Source organism: Chryseobacterium proteolyticum (assembly GCF_046591535.1).
GTDB lineage: Bacteria > Bacteroidota > Bacteroidia > Flavobacteriales > Weeksellaceae > Chryseobacterium > Chryseobacterium proteolyticum.
Map to the genome: position 1 here is coordinate 530220 of NZ_JBJLWK010000002.1, position 19203 is coordinate 549422.

The 19203-nt window shown below is 35.1% G+C and carries 21 protein-coding genes and 1 pseudogene; 11 read left to right on the forward strand and 11 right to left on the reverse strand.

The window, feature by feature from the left end; genetic code table 11:
* Window positions 1-36: 36 nt before the first annotated feature.
* Window positions 37-699, forward strand: a complete 663-nt coding sequence (locus ACJ5H0_RS08345) for an HAD family hydrolase (RefSeq protein ID WP_411248846.1) — start codon at window positions 37-39, stop codon at window positions 697-699.
* A gap of 56 nt (window positions 700-755) precedes the next feature.
* Here the strand turns inward: ACJ5H0_RS08345 and ACJ5H0_RS08350 are convergent, their stop codons facing one another.
* From ACJ5H0_RS08350 to ACJ5H0_RS08370, 5 genes are all read right to left on the reverse strand, one after another.
* Window positions 756-2147, reverse strand: a complete 1392-nt coding sequence (locus ACJ5H0_RS08350) for a type III PLP-dependent enzyme domain-containing protein (RefSeq protein WP_172279933.1) — start codon at window positions 2145-2147, stop codon at window positions 756-758.
* Window positions 2148-2277: 130 nt separating this feature from the next.
* Complete coding sequence (locus tag ACJ5H0_RS08355) at window positions 2278-3150, reverse strand: tyrosine-protein phosphatase (RefSeq protein WP_411248848.1); 873 nt, start codon at window positions 3148-3150, stop codon at window positions 2278-2280.
* 103 nt (window positions 3151-3253) lie between these two features.
* Window positions 3254-3901: a thiamine diphosphokinase gene (locus tag ACJ5H0_RS08360; protein WP_411248851.1), complete on the reverse strand. Its 648-nt coding sequence runs from the start codon at window positions 3899-3901 to the stop codon at window positions 3254-3256.
* Window positions 3891-4460 (reverse strand): cob(I)yrinic acid a,c-diamide adenosyltransferase, encoded by a 570-nt coding sequence (locus ACJ5H0_RS08365; protein ID WP_172279939.1) that lies wholly within the window; start codon window positions 4458-4460, stop codon window positions 3891-3893. Before ACJ5H0_RS08365 ends, ACJ5H0_RS08360 begins: the two co-directional genes overlap by 11 nt.
* Window positions 4461-4573: 113 nt before the next feature.
* Entirely contained in the window at window positions 4574-5158 is a 585-nt protein-coding gene (locus tag ACJ5H0_RS08370) for a hypothetical protein (protein ID WP_411248853.1), read from the reverse strand.
* Between the two features lie 169 nt (window positions 5159-5327).
* Here ACJ5H0_RS08370 and ACJ5H0_RS08375 point away from each other — a divergent pair, with 169 nt between their 5' ends.
* Window positions 5328-5819 (forward strand): DinB family protein, encoded by a 492-nt coding sequence (locus tag ACJ5H0_RS08375; protein ID WP_172279943.1) that lies wholly within the window; start codon window positions 5328-5330, stop codon window positions 5817-5819.
* A gap of 85 nt (window positions 5820-5904) precedes the next feature.
* Here ACJ5H0_RS08375 and ACJ5H0_RS08380 read toward each other — a convergent pair whose 3' ends face one another.
* Together ACJ5H0_RS08380 and ACJ5H0_RS08385 are read right to left on the reverse strand one after the other, a co-directional pair.
* Complete coding sequence (locus ACJ5H0_RS08380; protein WP_411248855.1) at window positions 5905-7005, reverse strand: linear amide C-N hydrolase; 1101 nt, start codon at window positions 7003-7005, stop codon at window positions 5905-5907.
* Between the two features lie 14 nt (window positions 7006-7019).
* A complete protein-coding gene (locus tag ACJ5H0_RS08385; protein WP_411248857.1) occupies window positions 7020-7973 on the reverse strand; it encodes a helix-turn-helix transcriptional regulator in 954 nt (317 codons plus the stop codon).
* Between the two features lie 100 nt (window positions 7974-8073).
* On the opposite strand from ACJ5H0_RS08385, the gene ACJ5H0_RS08390 reads away from it, so the two are divergent.
* Together ACJ5H0_RS08390 and ACJ5H0_RS08395 are read left to right on the forward strand one after the other, a co-directional pair.
* Window positions 8074-8643, forward strand: coding sequence for a Crp/Fnr family transcriptional regulator (locus ACJ5H0_RS08390; protein ID WP_411248859.1), 570 nt, complete (start codon window positions 8074-8076; stop codon window positions 8641-8643).
* Window positions 8644-8721: 78 nt separating this feature from the next.
* The gene (locus ACJ5H0_RS08395) at window positions 8722-9183 is read left to right on the forward strand and encodes a carboxymuconolactone decarboxylase family protein (protein ID WP_411248861.1); all 462 of its coding nucleotides are present in this window, start codon (window positions 8722-8724) and stop codon (window positions 9181-9183) included.
* A 68-nt stretch (window positions 9184-9251) separates the two neighbouring features.
* Here the strand turns inward: ACJ5H0_RS08395 and ACJ5H0_RS08400 are convergent, their stop codons facing one another.
* Both ACJ5H0_RS08400 and ACJ5H0_RS08405 read right to left on the reverse strand, forming a co-directional pair.
* Window positions 9252-10973: an ABC transporter ATP-binding protein gene (locus ACJ5H0_RS08400; RefSeq protein WP_411249502.1), complete on the reverse strand. Its 1722-nt coding sequence runs from the start codon at window positions 10971-10973 to the stop codon at window positions 9252-9254.
* A gap of 180 nt (window positions 10974-11153) precedes the next feature.
* Window positions 11154-12233, reverse strand: a complete 1080-nt coding sequence (locus ACJ5H0_RS08405; protein ID WP_273649025.1) for a baeRF3 domain-containing protein — start codon at window positions 12231-12233, stop codon at window positions 11154-11156.
* Between the two features lie 307 nt (window positions 12234-12540).
* Between ACJ5H0_RS08405 and hmpA the strand changes: the two genes are divergently transcribed.
* Window positions 12541-13740, forward strand: a complete 1200-nt coding sequence (gene hmpA, locus ACJ5H0_RS08410) for an NO-inducible flavohemoprotein (RefSeq protein WP_411248863.1) — start codon at window positions 12541-12543, stop codon at window positions 13738-13740.
* Between the two features lie 6 nt (window positions 13741-13746).
* On the forward strand, window positions 13747-14187 hold the full coding sequence (locus tag ACJ5H0_RS08415; RefSeq protein WP_411248865.1) for an Rrf2 family transcriptional regulator: 441 nt from the start codon (window positions 13747-13749) through the stop codon (window positions 14185-14187).
* A gap of 339 nt (window positions 14188-14526) precedes the next feature.
* Here ACJ5H0_RS08415 and lptB read toward each other — a convergent pair.
* Window positions 14527-15252, reverse strand: a pseudogene (gene lptB / locus ACJ5H0_RS08420) (LPS export ABC transporter ATP-binding protein); the annotation flags it as partial.
* A gap of 156 nt (window positions 15253-15408) precedes the next feature.
* Here lptB and ACJ5H0_RS08425 point away from each other — a divergent pair.
* The 3 genes from ACJ5H0_RS08425 to ACJ5H0_RS08435 all read left to right on the forward strand — a co-directional run bounded on the left by ACJ5H0_RS08425 (window position 15409) and on the right by ACJ5H0_RS08435 (window position 16673).
* A complete protein-coding gene (locus ACJ5H0_RS08425) occupies window positions 15409-15651 on the forward strand; it encodes a TM2 domain-containing protein (RefSeq protein WP_411248867.1) in 243 nt (80 codons plus the stop codon).
* A gap of 64 nt (window positions 15652-15715) precedes the next feature.
* Window positions 15716-16444, forward strand: a complete 729-nt coding sequence (locus ACJ5H0_RS08430) for a hypothetical protein (protein ID WP_273649037.1) — start codon at window positions 15716-15718, stop codon at window positions 16442-16444.
* Between the two features lie 46 nt (window positions 16445-16490).
* Complete coding sequence (locus ACJ5H0_RS08435) at window positions 16491-16673, forward strand: bacteriocin (RefSeq protein ID WP_172279961.1); 183 nt, start codon at window positions 16491-16493, stop codon at window positions 16671-16673.
* A gap of 49 nt (window positions 16674-16722) precedes the next feature.
* Here ACJ5H0_RS08435 and hemB read toward each other — a convergent pair whose 3' ends face one another.
* Window positions 16723-17712, reverse strand: a complete 990-nt coding sequence (hemB, locus tag ACJ5H0_RS08440; protein WP_411248869.1) for a porphobilinogen synthase — start codon at window positions 17710-17712, stop codon at window positions 16723-16725.
* A gap of 120 nt (window positions 17713-17832) precedes the next feature.
* On the opposite strand from hemB, the gene ACJ5H0_RS08445 reads away from it, so the two are divergent.
* On the forward strand, window positions 17833-18183 hold the full coding sequence (locus ACJ5H0_RS08445) for a T9SS type A sorting domain-containing protein (RefSeq protein ID WP_172279965.1): 351 nt from the start codon (window positions 17833-17835) through the stop codon (window positions 18181-18183).
* 106 nt (window positions 18184-18289) lie between these two features.
* Window positions 18290-19201 (forward strand): ABC transporter ATP-binding protein, encoded by a 912-nt coding sequence (locus ACJ5H0_RS08450; RefSeq protein WP_172279967.1) that lies wholly within the window; start codon window positions 18290-18292, stop codon window positions 19199-19201.
* Window positions 19202-19203 lie beyond the last annotated feature (2 nt).

Here is a 19203-nt window from a genome sequence, read left to right on the forward strand (position 1 = left end):
CCTATAAAATTCATTACCTTTGCAAAAAAATCAAATATGTCCTTAAAAGCGGTGCTTTTCGATATGGATGGGGTAATTGTAGATACAGAACCTTTGCATAGAAAAGCTTACTTCAAGATGTTCGAAGATCTTAAAATTCAGGTATCTGAAGAACTTTACACTTCATTTACCGGAGCTTCCACCAAAAAAGTCTGTGAAACATTAATTCAGATATTCGGGCTCAACAACACTTATCAGGAGTTGACCAATATAAAAAGGGATTATTTTAAAGATTACTTCTATAATGATGCAGATTTTGACCTTATTCCCGGGGTAAGAAAACTGATAGAGCATTATTATGAAAATAAAATCCAGCTCATAGTAGCTTCTTCCGCAAGCATGGTAACAATCAATATGGTTTTTGAAAAATTCGGACTGGAAAAATATTTCAACGGAAAAATAAGTGGTGCCGAGTTAAAAGAATCAAAACCTCATCCTGAAGTTTTTCTTTTGGCAGCCCAGCTGGCTGAACAGCCGATAGAAAACTGCCTGGTAATTGAAGATTCTACGAATGGAATTCTGGCCGCGCATAATGCGAACATTTTCTGTGCCGCCTATAAAAGCGAACATTCCCATAATCAGGATTATTCTTTAGCCAACATCACCATTTCAGATTACACTGAATTGGAATTAGATAAAATCTCAGATTATTTTAAATAAAAAAGGTTCTCGATCGAGAACCTTTTTTTTATATTGATCCGTCTCCGAGAGGAGCGCTAGTATCCCAAAAGTTTTAAAACATCTTCCGGCTCCTGTCTTTCACGGAATATTTCATATTGAAACTCTCCGTTTTCATCTTTCTGAATCAGAATATGTCTTGGCTGAGGCATTAAGCAATGATGCACTCCTCCGTATCCTCCAATCGTTTCCTGATAAGCTCCTGTATGGAAGAAACCAATATATAGAGGTTTTGTATCACTGAAAACAGGCAGATAGATCGCATTGGTATGCTGTTCGGAATTATAATAATCATCCGAATCACACGTTAAGCCTCCCAGAAATACTCTTTCATAAGTATCTTCCCAACGATTCAGAGGAAGCATGATAAAGTGTCTTGAAATCGCCCATGTATCAGGAAGTGTCGTCATGAATGAAGAATCGATCATGTTCCACTTCTCTCTGTCGTTCTGACGTTTTTGCGAAATAATTTTATAGAGGTTAGCTCCACTTTCTCCTACCGTGAAACTTCCAAATTCAGTATAAATATTCGGTTCCTCTACTCCTTCTTCTTCACAGAATTTTTTAATTTGGGAAACGATCTCTTCAACCATATACTGGTAATCGTAATCAAAGTTCAAAGAAGTCTTAATCGGGAAACCTCCTCCGATGTTCAAAGAATCCACCTCCGGAGCAATTTTCTTCAAACGTGCATATACACGAAGACATTTATATAATTCATTCCAGTAATACGCAGTATCTTTGATCCCTGTATTGATGAAAAAGTGAAGCATTTTCAATCGCGCATTCGGGTGCTCAGCAATTTTCTGACTGTAATAAGGAATAATGTCTTTATATCCTATTCCTAATCTGGATGTATAAAATTCGAATTTCGGTTCTTCCTCGGAAGCAATTCTGATCCCTATATCAAAAGTAGTATCGATACTCTCTGTAAGTTTGTCTAGTTCCCTGTAATTATCAAGGATCGGAGTAATATTTTCAAAACCATTATTGATCATCTCCGAAATTTTTGCCAGATAATCATCTGTTTTGAATCCATTACAGATTACTTCAATATTTTTATCTACTTTACCTTTTTTGTAAAGAGACCTTACAATATCCATATCATAAGCCGAAGATGTTTCAATAGAAATATCATTCTTCAGAGCTTCTTCAATAACAAAATTAAAATGACTGGATTTCGTACAGTAACAATATCTGTAATTTTTCTTATATTCGATTTTCTCAAAAGCCTCCTTGAACCAGCCTTTTGCTTTCTGAATATTCTGAGAAATCTTCGGGAGGTAACTAACCTTTAAAGGAGTTCCAAACTTTTCAACAACATCCATCAAAGGAATATCGTGAAACAACAAATTGTTTTCAGAAACGTTAAATTCTTCTGTTGGAAAATATAACGTCTGATCAATAAGTTCCGAGTATTTTATTTTCATTTTTTAGCAAGTGAATTAAGAATGCAAAATTGCTAAAAAAGTTTGATTTTTTGATGTTAAAATTATTATAATTTTATTTGATCTTCATGAAAGGCTCTATCGAAATCAGCACCCGCTAATTCACCGTTTATTAATATGTAAACTTACGAATATAGAATTGTCTTTTATCATCAGAAATCTCCAGCACTTGTTGAATATATACATCTACAGAGCCGTATTTCTTATCAATTTCATTAAATGCAGAATCCAGATAATTCCTCTCTACCCAGCTGAGCTTTTCCAATACTTTGATATCCATTTTAGGATATAGAAAATGCAGGTTTCCAGCCAGCTTTAATCGCTTCATAACCATATCTTCCCTGTAGTTGTTAGACATCAGATAATCATTATAAATTGTTGCTTTATCAAACTTTAAAATGGTCAGAATAAGAGCCGTAATAATACCTGTCCTGTCTTTCCCTGCCGTGCAGTGATATAAAACAGGTTGATCTGAATCCAAAATTTCACTAATAATCTTTTTGATTGTTGCCGGATTTTCGGTTACATATTCACGATAAAAATCAACCATTCTTTTATCAGCATCGGCAGAATTTACCTTTCCCTTTAAAACCAGCTTCCTTGCTTGTGATAGCTGGTCTCCCTGATCTTCAAATGCTGAGTATTTTTTATAGCTAAGCTGAGCAGGTAGATGATCAGGCTTCAGACCGATTTCTTTTTCATTTCTGAGATCGATCACTTCCGCTATTCCCAGTTTGTTAATCGTGTCAAATGATTTTTTCTTAAGCTTATTAAGATGCCCGCTCCTGTAAAAAACACCTTTTCGTAATGTTCTCCCGTCAACATTTTTCATTTCTTCCAATGTCCGGAAATTATGTACTTTTTTCACCCCCGCATTTTCAGCCTGGCTTTTTCCATACTCGGGTGCAGTGAAGTTCTGTGTTTTACAGGAAAAAGCACAGAATAGCACAGTAAAAAGGAATAGTATTTTAAGTAATTTCTTCAATATCCTAGAAAAATTAAGTCGATGTCGATACAAGATACAAAAGTTTCTCCGAATACTCAATTTCAAAGGTATTCAGCTTATCGTTCTAAAAACAAACATCAGCTTAATATATTGGTGGATATTCTATATCATCGCGTCCTACAAAAAACAACAAATCGCCGGATTCATAGTGAACGGATACTTCATCTTCAACAGCAAAATTTCGGGTTCCGATCCTTGAAGTAATGCTTAAGCTACCATTTGTAAGCGGCCAGTTCAATCCTTTTGTTGTTATATTTTCCACAATAGGGAAAGGATATAAAGAAATCATTTTATCTTTCACCTTTTGCACTGTAAAATCTTTAGGAATAAAATAATATTCAGAAAATTCATCATAAAATCTTATCTCCAATCTGTCTTTAAAGGTATAAGCAACCGTAAGGTTTCCCAAGAAATGGTCCTGCTCACCACCACTGGCCCCAAAAACATCTATAGCGCGAAATCCTTTATTCAAGATAATTTCCAGAGCTTTATGAAAGTCTGTTTTATCCTGATCCAGGGTGAGAATAAATTTTTCCTGATATACCTCTTCATCGGATCCTGTGTGTGAATCAAAATCACCGGAAATGAAGTCCAATTTATCTAAAGGAAATCTTTTCTCTTTTAAGTAATGAAAAGCACCATCCGTACATGCAATTAAATCATATCCGGATAGGTCAGGAAAGGATTTGGGAGGTTCTCCGTTAATAAAAAGTAATGCTTTATCTTTCATTCGGATTCCAGTATTCTTCCGGTTCGTTATTTAGTTTTGAAATATACCGGGCAAGAACAAAAAGATAATCTGAAAGCCTGTTGAGATATTTAATTAGTTCAGGACGTACCTCTTCAGCTTCATTCAGGAAAACCAGAGAACGTTCTGCCCTTCTGCAGATTGTTCTAGCTGCATGAAGAAATGTCGCAGATTTTCCGCCACCAGGAAGTATAAAATATTGAAGAGGCTCCAGCTGGGTATCAAAATCATCCATCCAATGCTCTAATTCTTCGATCTCATTTTCTGAAATAATCAACGGAAGCCTGGATTTTCCATTGGCAAGCATTAATTTATCAACCGGAGTTGCTGCTTCAGAGCCCACGGTAAATAAATCAAACTGAATTTTCTTCAATTGCTTTAAAACCTCAACATCTTCAATATGACTTTTTGCAATGCCAATAAAAGAATTCAACTCATCGATATTACCATAACTTTCTACTCTGGCGCTGGCCTTGGAAACTCTTGTTCCTCCGTAAAGAGCGGTTTGTCCTTTATCTCCTGTTTTTGTATAAATTTTCATACGACTAAATTACTTTTTTAAAATTAGCTTTACAATACTTACGGATTTGTTTGTTATCTTGTTTTGTAATTCTGCTAATAAAAAATGACCGGTAAAAACCAGCCATCTTCAAATTATTTATCTACCTCAACATATTGCAACACTGTCTTGTTTTTAGAATTATAAATAATGGTACTTTTATTGGGAAACCGCTTTAATTTATAATACTCGAAACCATTGTCATTCTTTATATCTTCTAAAATGCTTTTATCAATTGTATTTTCAGGCAGGAACTTTTCAATAAAACTTATTTTATCTACGATGTTTTGTCCGTCTACCCTTCGGGCTGCCTTATCGGACCGGGTTTCATCCGTTGTAGGTTGAGACTCCAGAAATGGAATGATATCTTTTTTGTCTGCTTTATACTTAAAAATATATCCTGTAGTGCCATTTGGAAATACAAACTTTTTCCCGTTTTCATCGGATACAACAGCTTTCCCTGAACCAGGAAAAACCTGATTAAATTGAACATCTTCAGAATTTGTCAGGGACTTGATGGACTCATTCACGGTCTTTTTCACCCTCTCTTCCACTGCCTGCTGGGTCCTTTGCTTTACTGTTTCGGTTGTTTCCTGTACAGTCTGATCTATTTTATCACTGATTTTATTACACGATAGTAGTGACAAAGCACTTGTAATTCCTAAAATTAGCTTCTTCATTTCTCTGAAATTATAAATAATACCCGGTACATCTCTCTTTTAAACGTAAAAAACGCAATGATATTTTAGGAGAAAAAAATATTTTCAATGTGCCAAATCCTACTGACAAACTGTTGTCATAACCTGCTCTTATCTTTGTATCAACAATAACAAATTAAACAAAAATATTATGGCAACTACAGCAACAGCAACAAAACAGTTTATGACATCAGACCAATTATTAGAGCACTGGCAAGGACACAGAAATCTGACCAGAAGAGTAATTGAAGCGTTTCCTGAAAAAGAATTATTCGAATTTTCTGTAGCAGGTATGAGACCATTTGCTAAACTGGCAGTTGAGCTTATCAGCATTGCAGGACCGGCATTAAAGGGAATCAATGAAAAAAACATGGAGGCTTATAACGAAGAGGGATTCAACCCTAAAACAAAAGAAGAAATACTGAAAAAATGGGACGAAGAAACAGAAGTAATCAACCATTATTTTAATCAGATTTCTGAAGAGCGTATGCAGGAAACATTCAATCTGTTTGGCCAATATGAATTTCCGGTATATCAGAATATCCTATATTTTATCGATAATGAAATCCATCATCGTGGACAAGGTTATGTTTATCTAAGATCATTAGGAATTGAACCTCCTTTTTTCTGGGAGAGATTTTAATTCTGTTTAAAAATATTTTTCTTCTATCAAATTATTAAATTTAGTGAATGCAAAAGCTTTCAGATTCTCTGAAAGCTTTTGTTTTTTAACCCGGCAAAATATTTTTAAAGAAAGTAATAATGTTCTCTTTTAACTGGGCGAAGGCACTTGAGGCTCCAAATTCTTTGTTATCATATCCTATAGGAAATCCCTTGGCAACATACTCATTATTTTTATTTAAAGTAAGCACCTCAAAGTCATCATTTACTTTACCCAGCTTATCTGTATGAATATCCAAATATTTTATAGAGGCCTGTTTTGAAAAATCGAGTTGAGTAATATCAATTGTTTTAACTTCTTTCTTAAGGTCGGACCGGAAATAAAGATTCATCTTCTTGACATCAATAACGGTCTGCCATTCTCCCGCATATACAGAATTAAGAACATTCCAGGCATATTCTACAGGCTTTTTATCATACTTATAACTATAAAGCATATAGTAAGCTTTACTATATCTGTCTTCCCATTTATTTTGCTGACCAAGATCAAATTTTTCATTACCTCCTAAAAAATCAAACCTCTGAACCCGTTCAATATCTTTCTTATACTGATTATTGCATAGAAGAGGCATAGGCATATCCTTTCCTGTAAGCACCTTATACTTTCCATTTAGCAAAGCTATAGTTGCTGTATTTCCTTTAGCATCAGTAACGAAGAAGTGGCTTCCTCCAGCACTAGGCCACCAATCAATATTAGGACCGCCATTCAAATGATCTATCACTTCCTGAACAGATTTATAATTATCCAACTGGTATTGAATCCATTGTGCCCAAAACATATTAGGCTGTGTGGGATTAAAAACTTTTGTGGTTTCCTCCAGAGAAAGTTCAACCAGAAAAAGACCTTTTTCATTTACACCGTAACAAGGGAAATCATAGCCTAGAAGATTAAAGGTTACAGAACCATATAATGATTGCCATTTCTTTTCAGCATTCAGATGTCGGGAGGTAAGATTTTCCCAGCTTATATTTCTTTTGGCAATCCCACGTTTATTGACGACGATCATCCCCGGCATTGTTTTCCAATTCTCATTGAATCCGATTACACAATAATCATTACCCTTTAATAAAAATGCTGAGCAGGCGGAAGAAATCCCGTAATGAAGAAGAGCCAGGAGCAGCATAGAACGCATCAATATAAATTTCATAATTAATCAGTTGGTTATTGTAATTTCGTAGAAATATTTGTGATCAGCTCACCAATTTTTGTTTTGAGTGTTTCTGGTTCCAAAACTACAGCGTAATCCGCAAATGTAATCAGCCATCTTGGAAATCCCTCTTTGATCCACTCCGTTTCAAAGGTCATCACAACTCCTTCATCGGTTTCAGTTTCGTCTATTAAACCATAGTATCTTTTAGAATTAACGAGATGCCCCATTATTTTCTTATCTACCAGCAATTTTACTTTGGTAACATCATTACCGGAATTTTTCCTATAATCATTAATTCCACCATACTCTTTTGAAAAAGGAACACTGGTTTTGGAAACCTGAAGAATCCGGTCTACCCTGAATTGTCTGAAATCCTGTCTTAACGTACAAAAAGCCATAATGTACCAATAATTAAATTCAAAAAATAAACCTACCGCTTCTATAATCCGGTTAGATACTTTTGAATCCATACTTCTGTATTCTATGGACAGTTGCATTTTTTCTGCAATACTTTCAAGGATCAGGGGGATCACATTTTTAACAGAATCCGTTGATTGAGCATGGTAATTAAAAACATCAACCTGCTTTTCTACTGTCTGTATTAAATTTTTATCGGAATGCCTCAGGACTGAACGCACTTTTTCCATAGCCGTCCGGTAATGAGAGCCCAAACTCTCGTGAGAAAACTTTTGCATCAGCTTTTCGGCTGTAATAAAGCTCAAAACTTCTTCTTTTGTAAACATGACAGGAGGAAGTTTATATCCGTCCATTAAAGAATATCCGCTACCCGCTTCTCCGACAATCGGAATCCCCGCATTTTCAAGTGTTTTTACATCCCGATAGATCGTTCTGATGCTTACTTCGAACTTTTCTGCCAGATCCTGAGCCCTTACCAAAGGTTTGGATTGCAGTTGAGTAAGAATTGCTGTTACCCTGTCAAGCTTTTTAAGATAATGGTCATTCATTTTATCCGGTCACTCTAAACTTTTATACAATAATTCCAGATATAGTAAAACCGACAATTTTACCTATATTTAGATATTCAAGAATCACATTTTATTACTAATGAGCTACACCAATTTCATCCAGACTATTGAAAGGATTTCGAATCCTGAACAGGATGTCATTGATGAACTGATTTCAAAGTTAGAATTAAAAAATTACAGAAAAGGAGATTTTTTATTAAAATCTGATGAAACCTGTAAACATTTTTATTTCCTGCAAAAAGGACTGGTAAAATTGTTCTTTGATAATGGGGATAAAGATTTTATCATGACTTTTTTTGCTGAAAATTCTTTTTTTACGGAATTGAGCGGATTTCTTACTGGTAAACCATCCAAATATATGTTTGTAGCACTAGAGCCTGTGGAAGTATACTCCATTCGCAAATCTGTTGTCGACGACTTATGTAAAAAATACCATTCTGCAGAAACCCTTTTCAGTAAGCTATATTCAAAAGCACCTGTTAACATGATGGGTAGAATAAGTGAAATGCTGGAAGATGATGGCAAGAGGAGATATCATAATTTTCTGAAACAAAAGCCGGAACTTATCCAGCGTATCAGCCTGGGAGACCTTGCGGACTATATTGGCATTACCCAGGTTTCACTAAGCAGGATCCGTGCGCAAAAATGATTTTTTATCATTTGTAAAAAAATCTGAATTAATTGCAATCTACATTTGTCACATAATTAATCAAAAAAAAACAAAATTATGTCACAAAGAATCAACGCATTTGCTATGGGAAATAAATCTGTAAATGCACTTCACACCATGGGATATCATGTAGAAAACTCATCTCTTGACAATGCCTTTCTGGAACTTCTTTATTTTCGTGTTTCACAGATGAATGGCTGTGCTTTTTGCCTGGATATGCACTCGAAACAATTAAGGGCAAAGGGTGAAACCGAGCAGCGAATATTTTTGGTAAGTTCCTGGAGAGAATGCCCATTCTACACAGAAAAGGAAAAGGCAGGTCTCTTATGGGCGGAAAAACTTACCGAACTGAACGGAAAAGAAATTGCGGATGCCCTATACCAGGAAGTAAGCAACCATTTTTCTGAAACAGAAATGGTGGATCTTACCATGGCTATTATCGCGATCAACAGCTACAATAGGATAAATATTGCCTTGGGAGCTGAAGTAGGCACTTATCAGGTTCCTCAAAAGAACTAAAAAACTTTTACATTAATTGAATGAAGCCTGTATTTCTTTTACAGGTTTCATTTTTTATCATATTAATCCTATTTAAAGGAATTCATCAATTTATCAAGATTCAGACTTCTGGCAGATGCTTCAAAAATTTCACGGTAAGTCCCGTTTTCCTGAACCAGTTCATTGTGCGTTCCACTTTCAACCACTCTTCCCTTTTTCATAACATAGATTTTATCAGAATCCAGAATCTGAGACAAAGAATGTGAAATAATGATTACTGTTCTTCCTTCTTTAATGGCATCTAACGAGTTTTTGATCTGTTCTGTTGCAATAGCGTCCAGGCTAGCAGTAGGCTCATCGAGAAAAATAATTGGCGGATTCTTAAGGAATAATCTCGCAATGGCAATTCTTTGTTGTTGTCCCCCTGAAAGCTGGGTAGCATCGTGGTTATACTGATCCGGTAGATCCTGGATCTGTTCATGGAGGTATGCTTTTTTTGCAGCTTCCCGGATTTCATCAAAACTGGCATTCATATTTCCATACCGGATATTATCTTCTATACTTCCCTGAAAAATATGATTTCTTTGAAGTACAAGACCTATATCATTTCTTAAAAATGTGTTATCAAAATCATTTAAATTGACATTATCCAATAGAATATCTCCTGAATCCGGAAGGTAAAATTTACACAAGAGATTGATAATTGTGGATTTACCGGCACCACTTAATCCCACCAAAGCCGTTGTCTTTCCATTTTCAATTTTCATAGAAACATCATGTAAAGCTTTCGTTCCGTTTGGATAGGTAAAGTCTATATTTTTAAGTTCAAATGTTCCCTTAATTTCCCTTTCTACAAATGTCCCGTTTGGTTCTTTTTCATCGTCAGCATTTAAAATATCAAAGTAACCTTCAGCATAAATCATCGCATCATTCATATCATCATAAATACGGTGAAGCTGGCGTATCGGGGATGAAACATTATTGAAGAGCATAATATGAAGCATAATTGCACCAATTGTCATCTGCTGGTCCAGAACAAGATAAACGGTGAGCAAAATGATGAGTACAACCCCAAACTGTTCTATAAAAGTCTTAAGCCCATCATAAATAAAATTTGTTTTTCTGGTGAACATCTGGCTCTCCATTAATTGCATCTGAAGATCATACTGCTTTTTACCCTCGAATTTTTCACGGACAAAACTTTTAATCACCATAATCGAATTGATCAGGTTCAGAAGGCCCGAAGTCTTTTGCTCACGCTGGTTTCTCAGCTGCCTGCGAACCCCACCCAGCTTTTTAGCCTGTAATGAACTTATATAAAAATAAATAGGAACAATTATGGTGGATACCATGCCAACATATACATTTTGCATATACATGATGATCAAAGCAATGATCGCATTGGAAAAGAGAGGCAAAATATCTATGAAAAAATTCTGAACAAGCTTGGTGAGACTTTCAATCCCACGATCGATCCTGATCTGCAATTTTCCTGATTCGTGGTTTTCATCATTAAAATATGCAACCCGGTACGTCAGTATTTTATCAATAGCTGACTGAGCCAGAACAGAACTTACATTGATCCGGATCTTTTCCCCATAAAATTTCTGTCCGAAATTGATAAAAATATTCAACAGTTCTTTTCCCAGTAATATTATGGAAATCACTACCAACACATGAATTCCTTCCGTCATAGGATGTGGAAGATGTGTTAGTAGGGTTACCTCGTCAACAGTATACTTCAAAACCAAAGGATTGACCTGGGCTGCAAGAGCTCCTAAAAACGTCAGGAATAAAGTTCCGTAAATCATCAAACGATAAGGCCTGATAAATGGAATAAGCTGTTTATATATTCCAAATAAAGTAACTGTTCTATTAAAAGGTTTCGCCATTATTATAAGATCTTTAGTAAAATTAAAGCTTTTTTAAAACAATCTATAAAAAAAGCCAGCATAAAAGCCGGCTCATTCTTTTGCTATAAAAATTTCTCTTTAATATCGGGTTTTCAAAACGATCTTTCCTAGTTCTAAAAGCTCATCCTGCTGGGTAAAGTGAACACGCCCTTTCTTCGAAAATACTTCCCATGCGATCATGGAAACAATATCATCAACAACTCCCTGTTCTTTAGAATCGTCAACGTACTCAAATGTACGTTCATCAATCATTTTTACCGGCTGTTCATAATCCTGATGTACGATCAGCAGATCACCCCTCCCGTCTAAAGCGGCCTGGTAAATTTCCTGAAGATCCGTAAGAACTGTTCCGTGAGACACCGCCTCTTTAACTTCCTCAATAGCCAATGCACGACTTTCTTTTTGTTTAGCCTTAATAATTTCATAAGCCTGCTCTACAATGTGATGCTCATCAGCAGATACATAATTTTTATTATCATGCCCAATATAGATCTTAGGAATATCAGCAACTTCAAGAAGTTTACTATAATTATCTGCAGTACTAATAACAACTACGTTTAAATTTGATTTTTTGTAAATTTCAACAATGGATTTATCAACCCTGTTAAAATATTCTTTGATCTGATTATCTACCTGTTTGGAATCGCTTCTCACATCTGAATGGGTAATATAAAAGGGATTTTGGGGAAATGGAAACCCTTCCTCTCGGACTTCCCCGACAATAGAATCATTTAATGCTTCGTACAGCTTGGTACCGCTTTGCGTTAAAACTAAGATGAGATATTCCTGAGCTCTTACTGCAGCCTTGATCAGAGGCCTTACAGCAAACTTCTCCTCCACTTCTGTTACATTTCCTCTTGAAGCCCATGTAGATTTTATAATTTCTTCTGTGTCGTTCGACAAAAAAATATGCAAACTATCCAGATTGTACTGATGGTCAATTTTCCCTGCAATATGATCCAGCTTTTCCAAAACTCCTGCGGCAGGTCTTTTTCCGTACTCATCAATAACACGGTTTTCTGCTTCTTTAATGAGGTTTTTTAAAATGATTTCGTCTTGTTGGTTTTCAGGAAATGTTCTGTGGGTATTTAATGAAATACTTACACAAGGTTCATTTCTTTCATTGGCTAGTTTTTGTAATTTTTCTTGTAATGACATATTTGTATTTTTTATTAATAATGAAATTTAATGATTTATTTTATCATTTTAACACAATTAAATACAAAAACCAGGCCTTTAAAACAATTTAAAAGTGCTTTTTATATAAAATACGAAAAATATCAATTTAAAATTTATTCTATATTAAAAATTAGCTATCATTCTTTCTTGGAGAGTAATAATGTACTTTAAAAAATTTCCACCCTTTCTCCTAGGTATGTAAAATATCATATTTTAATTGTTGTATTTAAAATACAACAATTAAATATTTATAGTACATTTGTTTTATCATTAAAAAAACGACAAGATGAATAATAAACAAAAAGCCTTAGTAAAGTCAACCGTTGCGGTTTTAAAATCAAACGGTGCAGATCTCACTCAATATTTTTACAACAGAATGTTCAACCATAATCCTGAGCTCAAAAATCTTTTTAACATGAGTCATCAGGCAAGTGGCAAGCAACAACACGCACTAGCCGGAGCAGTGCTTGCCTATGCTGAACATATTGAAAATCCAACTTTACTAATTAATATTTTAAGATCTATAGGCAATAAGCACGTCAGCCTTAATATAAAACCGGAACAATATAATATTGTAGGACTTCATCTGATCTCATCGATAAAAGAAGTTTTAGGAAAAGCGGCTACTGACGAATTATTGGAAGCTTGGACGCAAGCCTATCATGAACTTGCCCAAATAATGATTTCTATCGAAGACGGAATATATTGTTCTAACCTAAACAAAAATGGGGGATGGAAAGGTTGGAGAACATTCATCATCAGTAAAATCGTAGAGGAAAGCATGGAGGTTAAATCCTTTTATCTTAAGCCTAAAGATGGGCAGCCAATTGCAGAATACCTTCCCGGTCAATTCATATCTGTAAAAACATATATTCCATCACTGGGATATGAACAACCAAGACAATATAGTCTATCATCGGCCTTCACTCCTAAATATTACAGGATATCTGTAAAAAAAGAGAAAAATCAATTTAATCCGGATGGTATTGTATCCCATATCATGCATTCTAAGTTAGCAGGAGATGAAATAGAAGTGAGCGCACCTGCAGGAATCTTTCACATTAATCCTTTATCGGAATATCCTTTAGTGCTTATAAGTGGAGGGATTGGAGTTACCCCTCTTTTAAGTATGCTGGAAACAAATGAAAACAACAATCGTAACCCTGTTGTATGGTTGCATAGTTGCCGGGATCAAACAGTTCATTCCTTCAAAGATCATATTGACTATTTAGAACAAAATAATGAATGGCTCACCACCCACATCTTTTATGAAAATAAAAATAAAGAAGATGACCAGGCAATACATGAAGGAAGAATTAACCTCCATGAAGTGAAAGAAGAAATTCTTATTGACAATGCAAAGTATTATATTTGTGGTCCCGAAGCATTTATTAAAGTGCAGTACAATTCTTTGATGCAATTAGGAATTGCCGGAGAAAATATTTTTTACGAAGAATTCGGACCTCAGCTCCTTCATTTAAATTAGTAATTAATGAAATTGAACCACTTTACTGATTATAGTTTGCGCGTTTTAATCTATTTAAATAAAAAAGATAATGCTCAGTCCTGCTCATTGGACGAATTATCAGAAAAGTTGCATATTCTTCGCAATCACCTTATTAAAGTGGTTCAGTTTTTATCTCAGAAAGGATTTGTTATTACCAAAAGAGGAAAAAATGGTGGAATCATTATTTCTGATAAGGCCCGTACGACAGGGCTTGGTGATCTTATTCACCTACTTGAACAGGATGATAGTCCGATTATCAACTGCCAAAGTAAATCGTGCGTATTTATGTCTTATAACTGCCAGCTAAAATCATTTTTAGACATCGCCTATCAGGCATTTATCGATAGTATGAACAAGCATTATTTATCCGACCTTGTTTTTAATAATTGGGATATCATTTTTGCGAGCCAGCATACCAGTAATTAAAACTTAACCTTCGTAAAGATATGTTGTAAGGTAATGAAGCTCAGGCTTACTTGCTTCTTTTGATTCCGCTTCCGCCTGTTCCAGAGAATATTGGGAGGTAATTTCTTTACGCTGGAATACAAATGAATTATTTGCATTTTTATCAACCACATCATTGAAGATGTGTTCTATCTCTGAATTTGCCAACGATGCAAAACTAATATCCTCAAATCCATACATCAACCTTAAATCATCAAATTCTGAAAACTGATTATCAACAAAACTCTGAAGCTGTGATTTCGAATCAAAATTCCCTGCCCAGATATTGTATGCGTATTTCTTCTTTTTAGGCTTATCCAGGATACTCTGATACACAAAATTTTCACCCAGATAAGCTTCCCTTACTTGCGGATCATTAGCCAGGTCCTCCGGAAGACCTTCTTTCAGGATCCTTCCTTCAAACATGATGTATGTTTTATTAGTAATAGCGAGAGTCTGCTGAACATTATGGTCGGTGATTAAAATTCCGATATTTTTATCGACAAGACTTCTTACAATTTTCTGTATATCTTCCACTGCAATGGGGTCTACACCTGCAAAAGGTTCATCAAGAAGGATAAAGTTCGGGCTGGTAGCAAGACAGCGCGCAATTTCAGTCCTACGTCTTTCTCCTCCGGAAAGAAGATCTCCTCTGTTTTTACGAACATGCTGCAATGAGAATTCTTCGATCAGCTCATCACATTTGATTTGCTGTTCACGCTTGGAGAGATTGGTAAGCTGTAAAACTCCCATAATATTTTCCTCAACAGAAAGTTTTCTGAAGACAGAGGCCTCCTGAGCAAGATAACCAATTCCTTTTTGTGCTCTGCGATACATCGCATCAGTTGTTATTTCCTGTTTATCCAGGAAAATTTTACCGGATGTCGGCTTAACCAATCCCACGATCATATAAAATGAAGTGGTTTTACCTGCTCCATTAGGACCTAGCAAACCAACAATTTCTCCCTGCTGGACTTGTACAGAAACGCCTTTTACAACTTTTTTTGGACCGTATTCTTTGATTAAGTTTTCTCCTCGTAAAATCATAGTCGCAAAGATATAAATTTGTTTTAAGTTATGATTTTGTAACTACTCATATTTTTCTTCGACTTATGTTAAAAACAATTCACTTTATCATAAAAAATACTAAAATGGAAAATTACGGTTATACAAAAACAGAAAATACCCGGGATCAGCAGGCCCATGTACCATATCGCTCTGAAAAAAAAGATCCCTGCTGCAATACTAGGTATACTTGTAGGATGGCTTGCCCTGAATAAATTTTATCTTGGCTATACTAAAGAAGGTATTATTCAGATTATTTTAAACCTTATTACTTTTGGGGCAGCTTCTATCATTCCTTTCATTGAAGGTATATTGTACCTGTTTATGAGTGACAAACAGTTTGATGACACTTATGTATATGGTAAAAAAGGCTGGCTATAAATCCAGGCATCAGATATTCTAACGAATTTGATACATTTACTGCACCAACAGCAAATTAATTTTAATGGAAAATAACAAAGAATTAACAGAACTCCTTGCATTAGATTTAGGAATCAACCTGGTTGACCGTAGACCTTATGCTAAGGAAGTTTTTAAATGGCAGGATATGGATCTCCTTCCCCATTCATCCACAGACACCTTACTTTGTGAAATTTTTGAATGGAATGGCAGAAACTGGAGAACAACCAGCAATAATCTTATTGGGTATCTCTTTTCAGGAGAGAATCTGACTACAATAAAAAACCAGTTGATTAATGCTCCGAAACATCCTGCTCTGATTCCTGATTTTGAATTTACCAAAGACAGCATGATCGAATACGGCCTTTCGCTGCCTTCTCTTTTTAATATCGGAGTTAACGGAAATATAAAAAATGCTAAAAACTTTTCTGTCCGTGTCAATGGAGTAACAAAATCAAGAATCACCAACATTGATTCTCCGGGAATTGAAATCTTAAAAAACTATTCAGCATTTACGCAGGATAAAACAAAGACGTACAGAAAAAATATCAAGTTTAATTATTTGAGTACTTCTTTATTTTATGCCGAAAGCGTTGAGATTTATTTAGAAAAAGAATCTTCAACTGTTCTTGATGTAAGCTTTCAAACGCAGGACGTTGAAGTGGAATCAAAGTTAGATACGGATACTAAGAAACATTTTGTTCTAAAATATATGGGTAACCAGGCTCCCTTTGCTGCTAAATTTACAAAAGGTAAAGATTTCAATATAATGTGATAAATTTTAACTATATTTAGTTTATCTAAAAAAAATAAATATTATCATGAAAAAATTAACGAAAAAAAATCTAAAAACCATCAACGGTGGAAATATAAGACCACCCGATGCAAATGGCAACTGCCCATCAGGTTGGTTTTTATGCCCAAGTAATATCTGCGTTTATGACAATGGAGGTAAAGACCCTATAGTTCCGGGAAAACCTCATTACAATGCCTGTTTCGGATAAATAAAAAACACCTCTATATAGAGGTGTTTTTTATTTATCTGTTTTAAAACTATTTATTTAAAAGCATTGCTGCTTCCTTTGCAAAATAAGTGAAGATCATATCTGCACCAGCTCTTTTAAAACATGTTAAGCTCTCAATGATCGTTTTATCATTATCTAACCAGCCGTTTTGGGCAGCCGCTTTTACCATTGCATATTCTCCACTTACATTATACACAGCAATCGGAAGATCAATTGCTTCACGAACTTTAGAAACAATATCAAGATAAGGAAGCCCCGGTTTAATCATAATGATATCCGCTCCTTCATCAATATCTTTAAATACTTCATTTAAAGCTTCCCTGGAATTATGAAAATCCATCTGATAAGTCTTTTTATCTTTTGGAATTTCCATATTATCTTTTGGAGCACTATCCAGAGCACTTCTGAAAGGCCCATAAAAAGAACTTGCGTATTTTGCGGAATAACTTAAAATCCCTACATCTGTAAATCCACTTTCTTCTAAGGCTTCACGAATCCCTAATACTCTGCCATCCATCATATCACTTGGTGCGACAATGTCTGCCCCGGCTTCTGCATGAGATACAGACATTCTTGCCAGTGCATCTACAGTTGCATCATTTAGAATTTTTCCGTTTTCGATTATTCCGTCATGTCCATAAATAGAATAAGGATCCAGCGCTACATCAGGCATAACGATCATTTCGGGAAGAGCATCTTTTATGGCTTTAATGGTGTTCTGCATTAATCCGTTTTTGTTCCAAGCTTCTTTTCCCGTATTATCTTTTAAATGATCTGACACCTTCATATACAGGTTGACAGATTTTACCCCCAAAGAAAACAGTTCTTTACACTCTTTAACTGTAAGATCGATACTCCGCCTGAATATTCCCGGCATTGATGCAATTGGTTCCTGCTTGTTTTCACCCTCCATTACGAAGATAGGCATTACGAAATCATGAGTTGTAAGTATATTTTCCCTTACCAAACTTCTCATTGATTCATTTACTCGTAGCCTTCTGTTTCTTGAATGTATCATTTTGGAATACTTTTTGAATAAGTTTATGCAAATTTACTACAAGTTAAATGAAAAAATATGTTGGAGAGTGGTAGATTTTTTATATTTTTGTTTTATAAATACTTGAGAAATTATATTTTGATGAAAAAACTTTTACTTTTATTTCTTTTCGCAGGCACTTTTGTTGGATTTTCCAGCAATCTAAATGCACAACTCAGGGAGCCTGGTTCCATCTCACAAAAATCTGATGATGGAGTTTTTATTGCTTACCCTAATCCTGCGAAAGATTTCCTCATTATTCGAGCAAAAGACCCTTCTTTGAAGGTTAAAAATGTTACATTCTATTCTATTCTTGGTACACAGGTTGCCACTTATGCGGTTAATATGAATTCGGGAGAAATTAATATTGAAAAATTAAAACCCGGTAAATATTTGATCCGTTACATTTTAAGTGACAACACTCAAAAAGTTACCCAGATCGTAAAACAATAAATTAAATCCTGATAATCATCAGGATTTTTTCTTTTACGTTAGTAGTCCTTTTAATTATTCCGTAACTTTCGGGACATTTTTATACTAATAGTAAAAAAACAATTTAATGCTAAAAGCTGAACATATTACTAAAACCTACAATGCCGGAAAAAAAACCGCATTGGATGATTTTAGCATACATGTCCCAAAAGGGAGCATCTATGGTCTTTTAGGCCCAAATGGAGCGGGAAAAACATCATTTATCCGTATCATCAATCAAATTACCCAGGCAGACTCCGGAACTATATTCATCAATGGAGAGAAGTTAAATCCCGATCACATCAAAAATATCGGTTACATGCCTGAAGAAAGAGGTTTGTATAAAAATATGAGTGTAGGAGATCAGATTCTTTACTTCGCAGAACTAAAAGGAATGAGCAAAAATGATGCTCTCAGTGAAGCAAAGAAATGGTTTGAAAAACTTAATATTGATCAGTGGTGGAAGAAAAAGCTTTCCGAGCTTTCGAAAGGGATGGCACAAAAAATCCAGTTTGTGGTTACGGTATTGCACAGACCCCATTTACTTATTCTCGATGAGCCCTTTTCAGGTTTTGACCCCGTAAATGCAAATTTAATAAAGGATCAGATTATTGATCTTAAAAATAACGGAACCACCATCATTCTGTCAACCCACAGAATGGAAAGTGTAGAAGAGATGTGCGACTATGTAGCACTGATCGACAATTCGAAAAAAGTTTTGGATGGCAGAGTTTTCGACGTTAGGGAAAAATTCAAAAAGAACATCTTCGGTATTACCCTTTCTGCTGTAAATGATTCAAATTTTGAGACATTCAAACAGAAATATGAGGTGTTTAATTTCTCAAATGAAAATGATCTTGTTTCTTTTGATCTGAAAAACGAAAGTGATCAGAACAACATCCTTTTAGATTTGGTACATGTAGGAAAAGTCAGATCATTTGACGAAAGAATTCCGAGCATGAATGAAGTATTTATTAACGCTGTAGGCCATCATTCTTAATT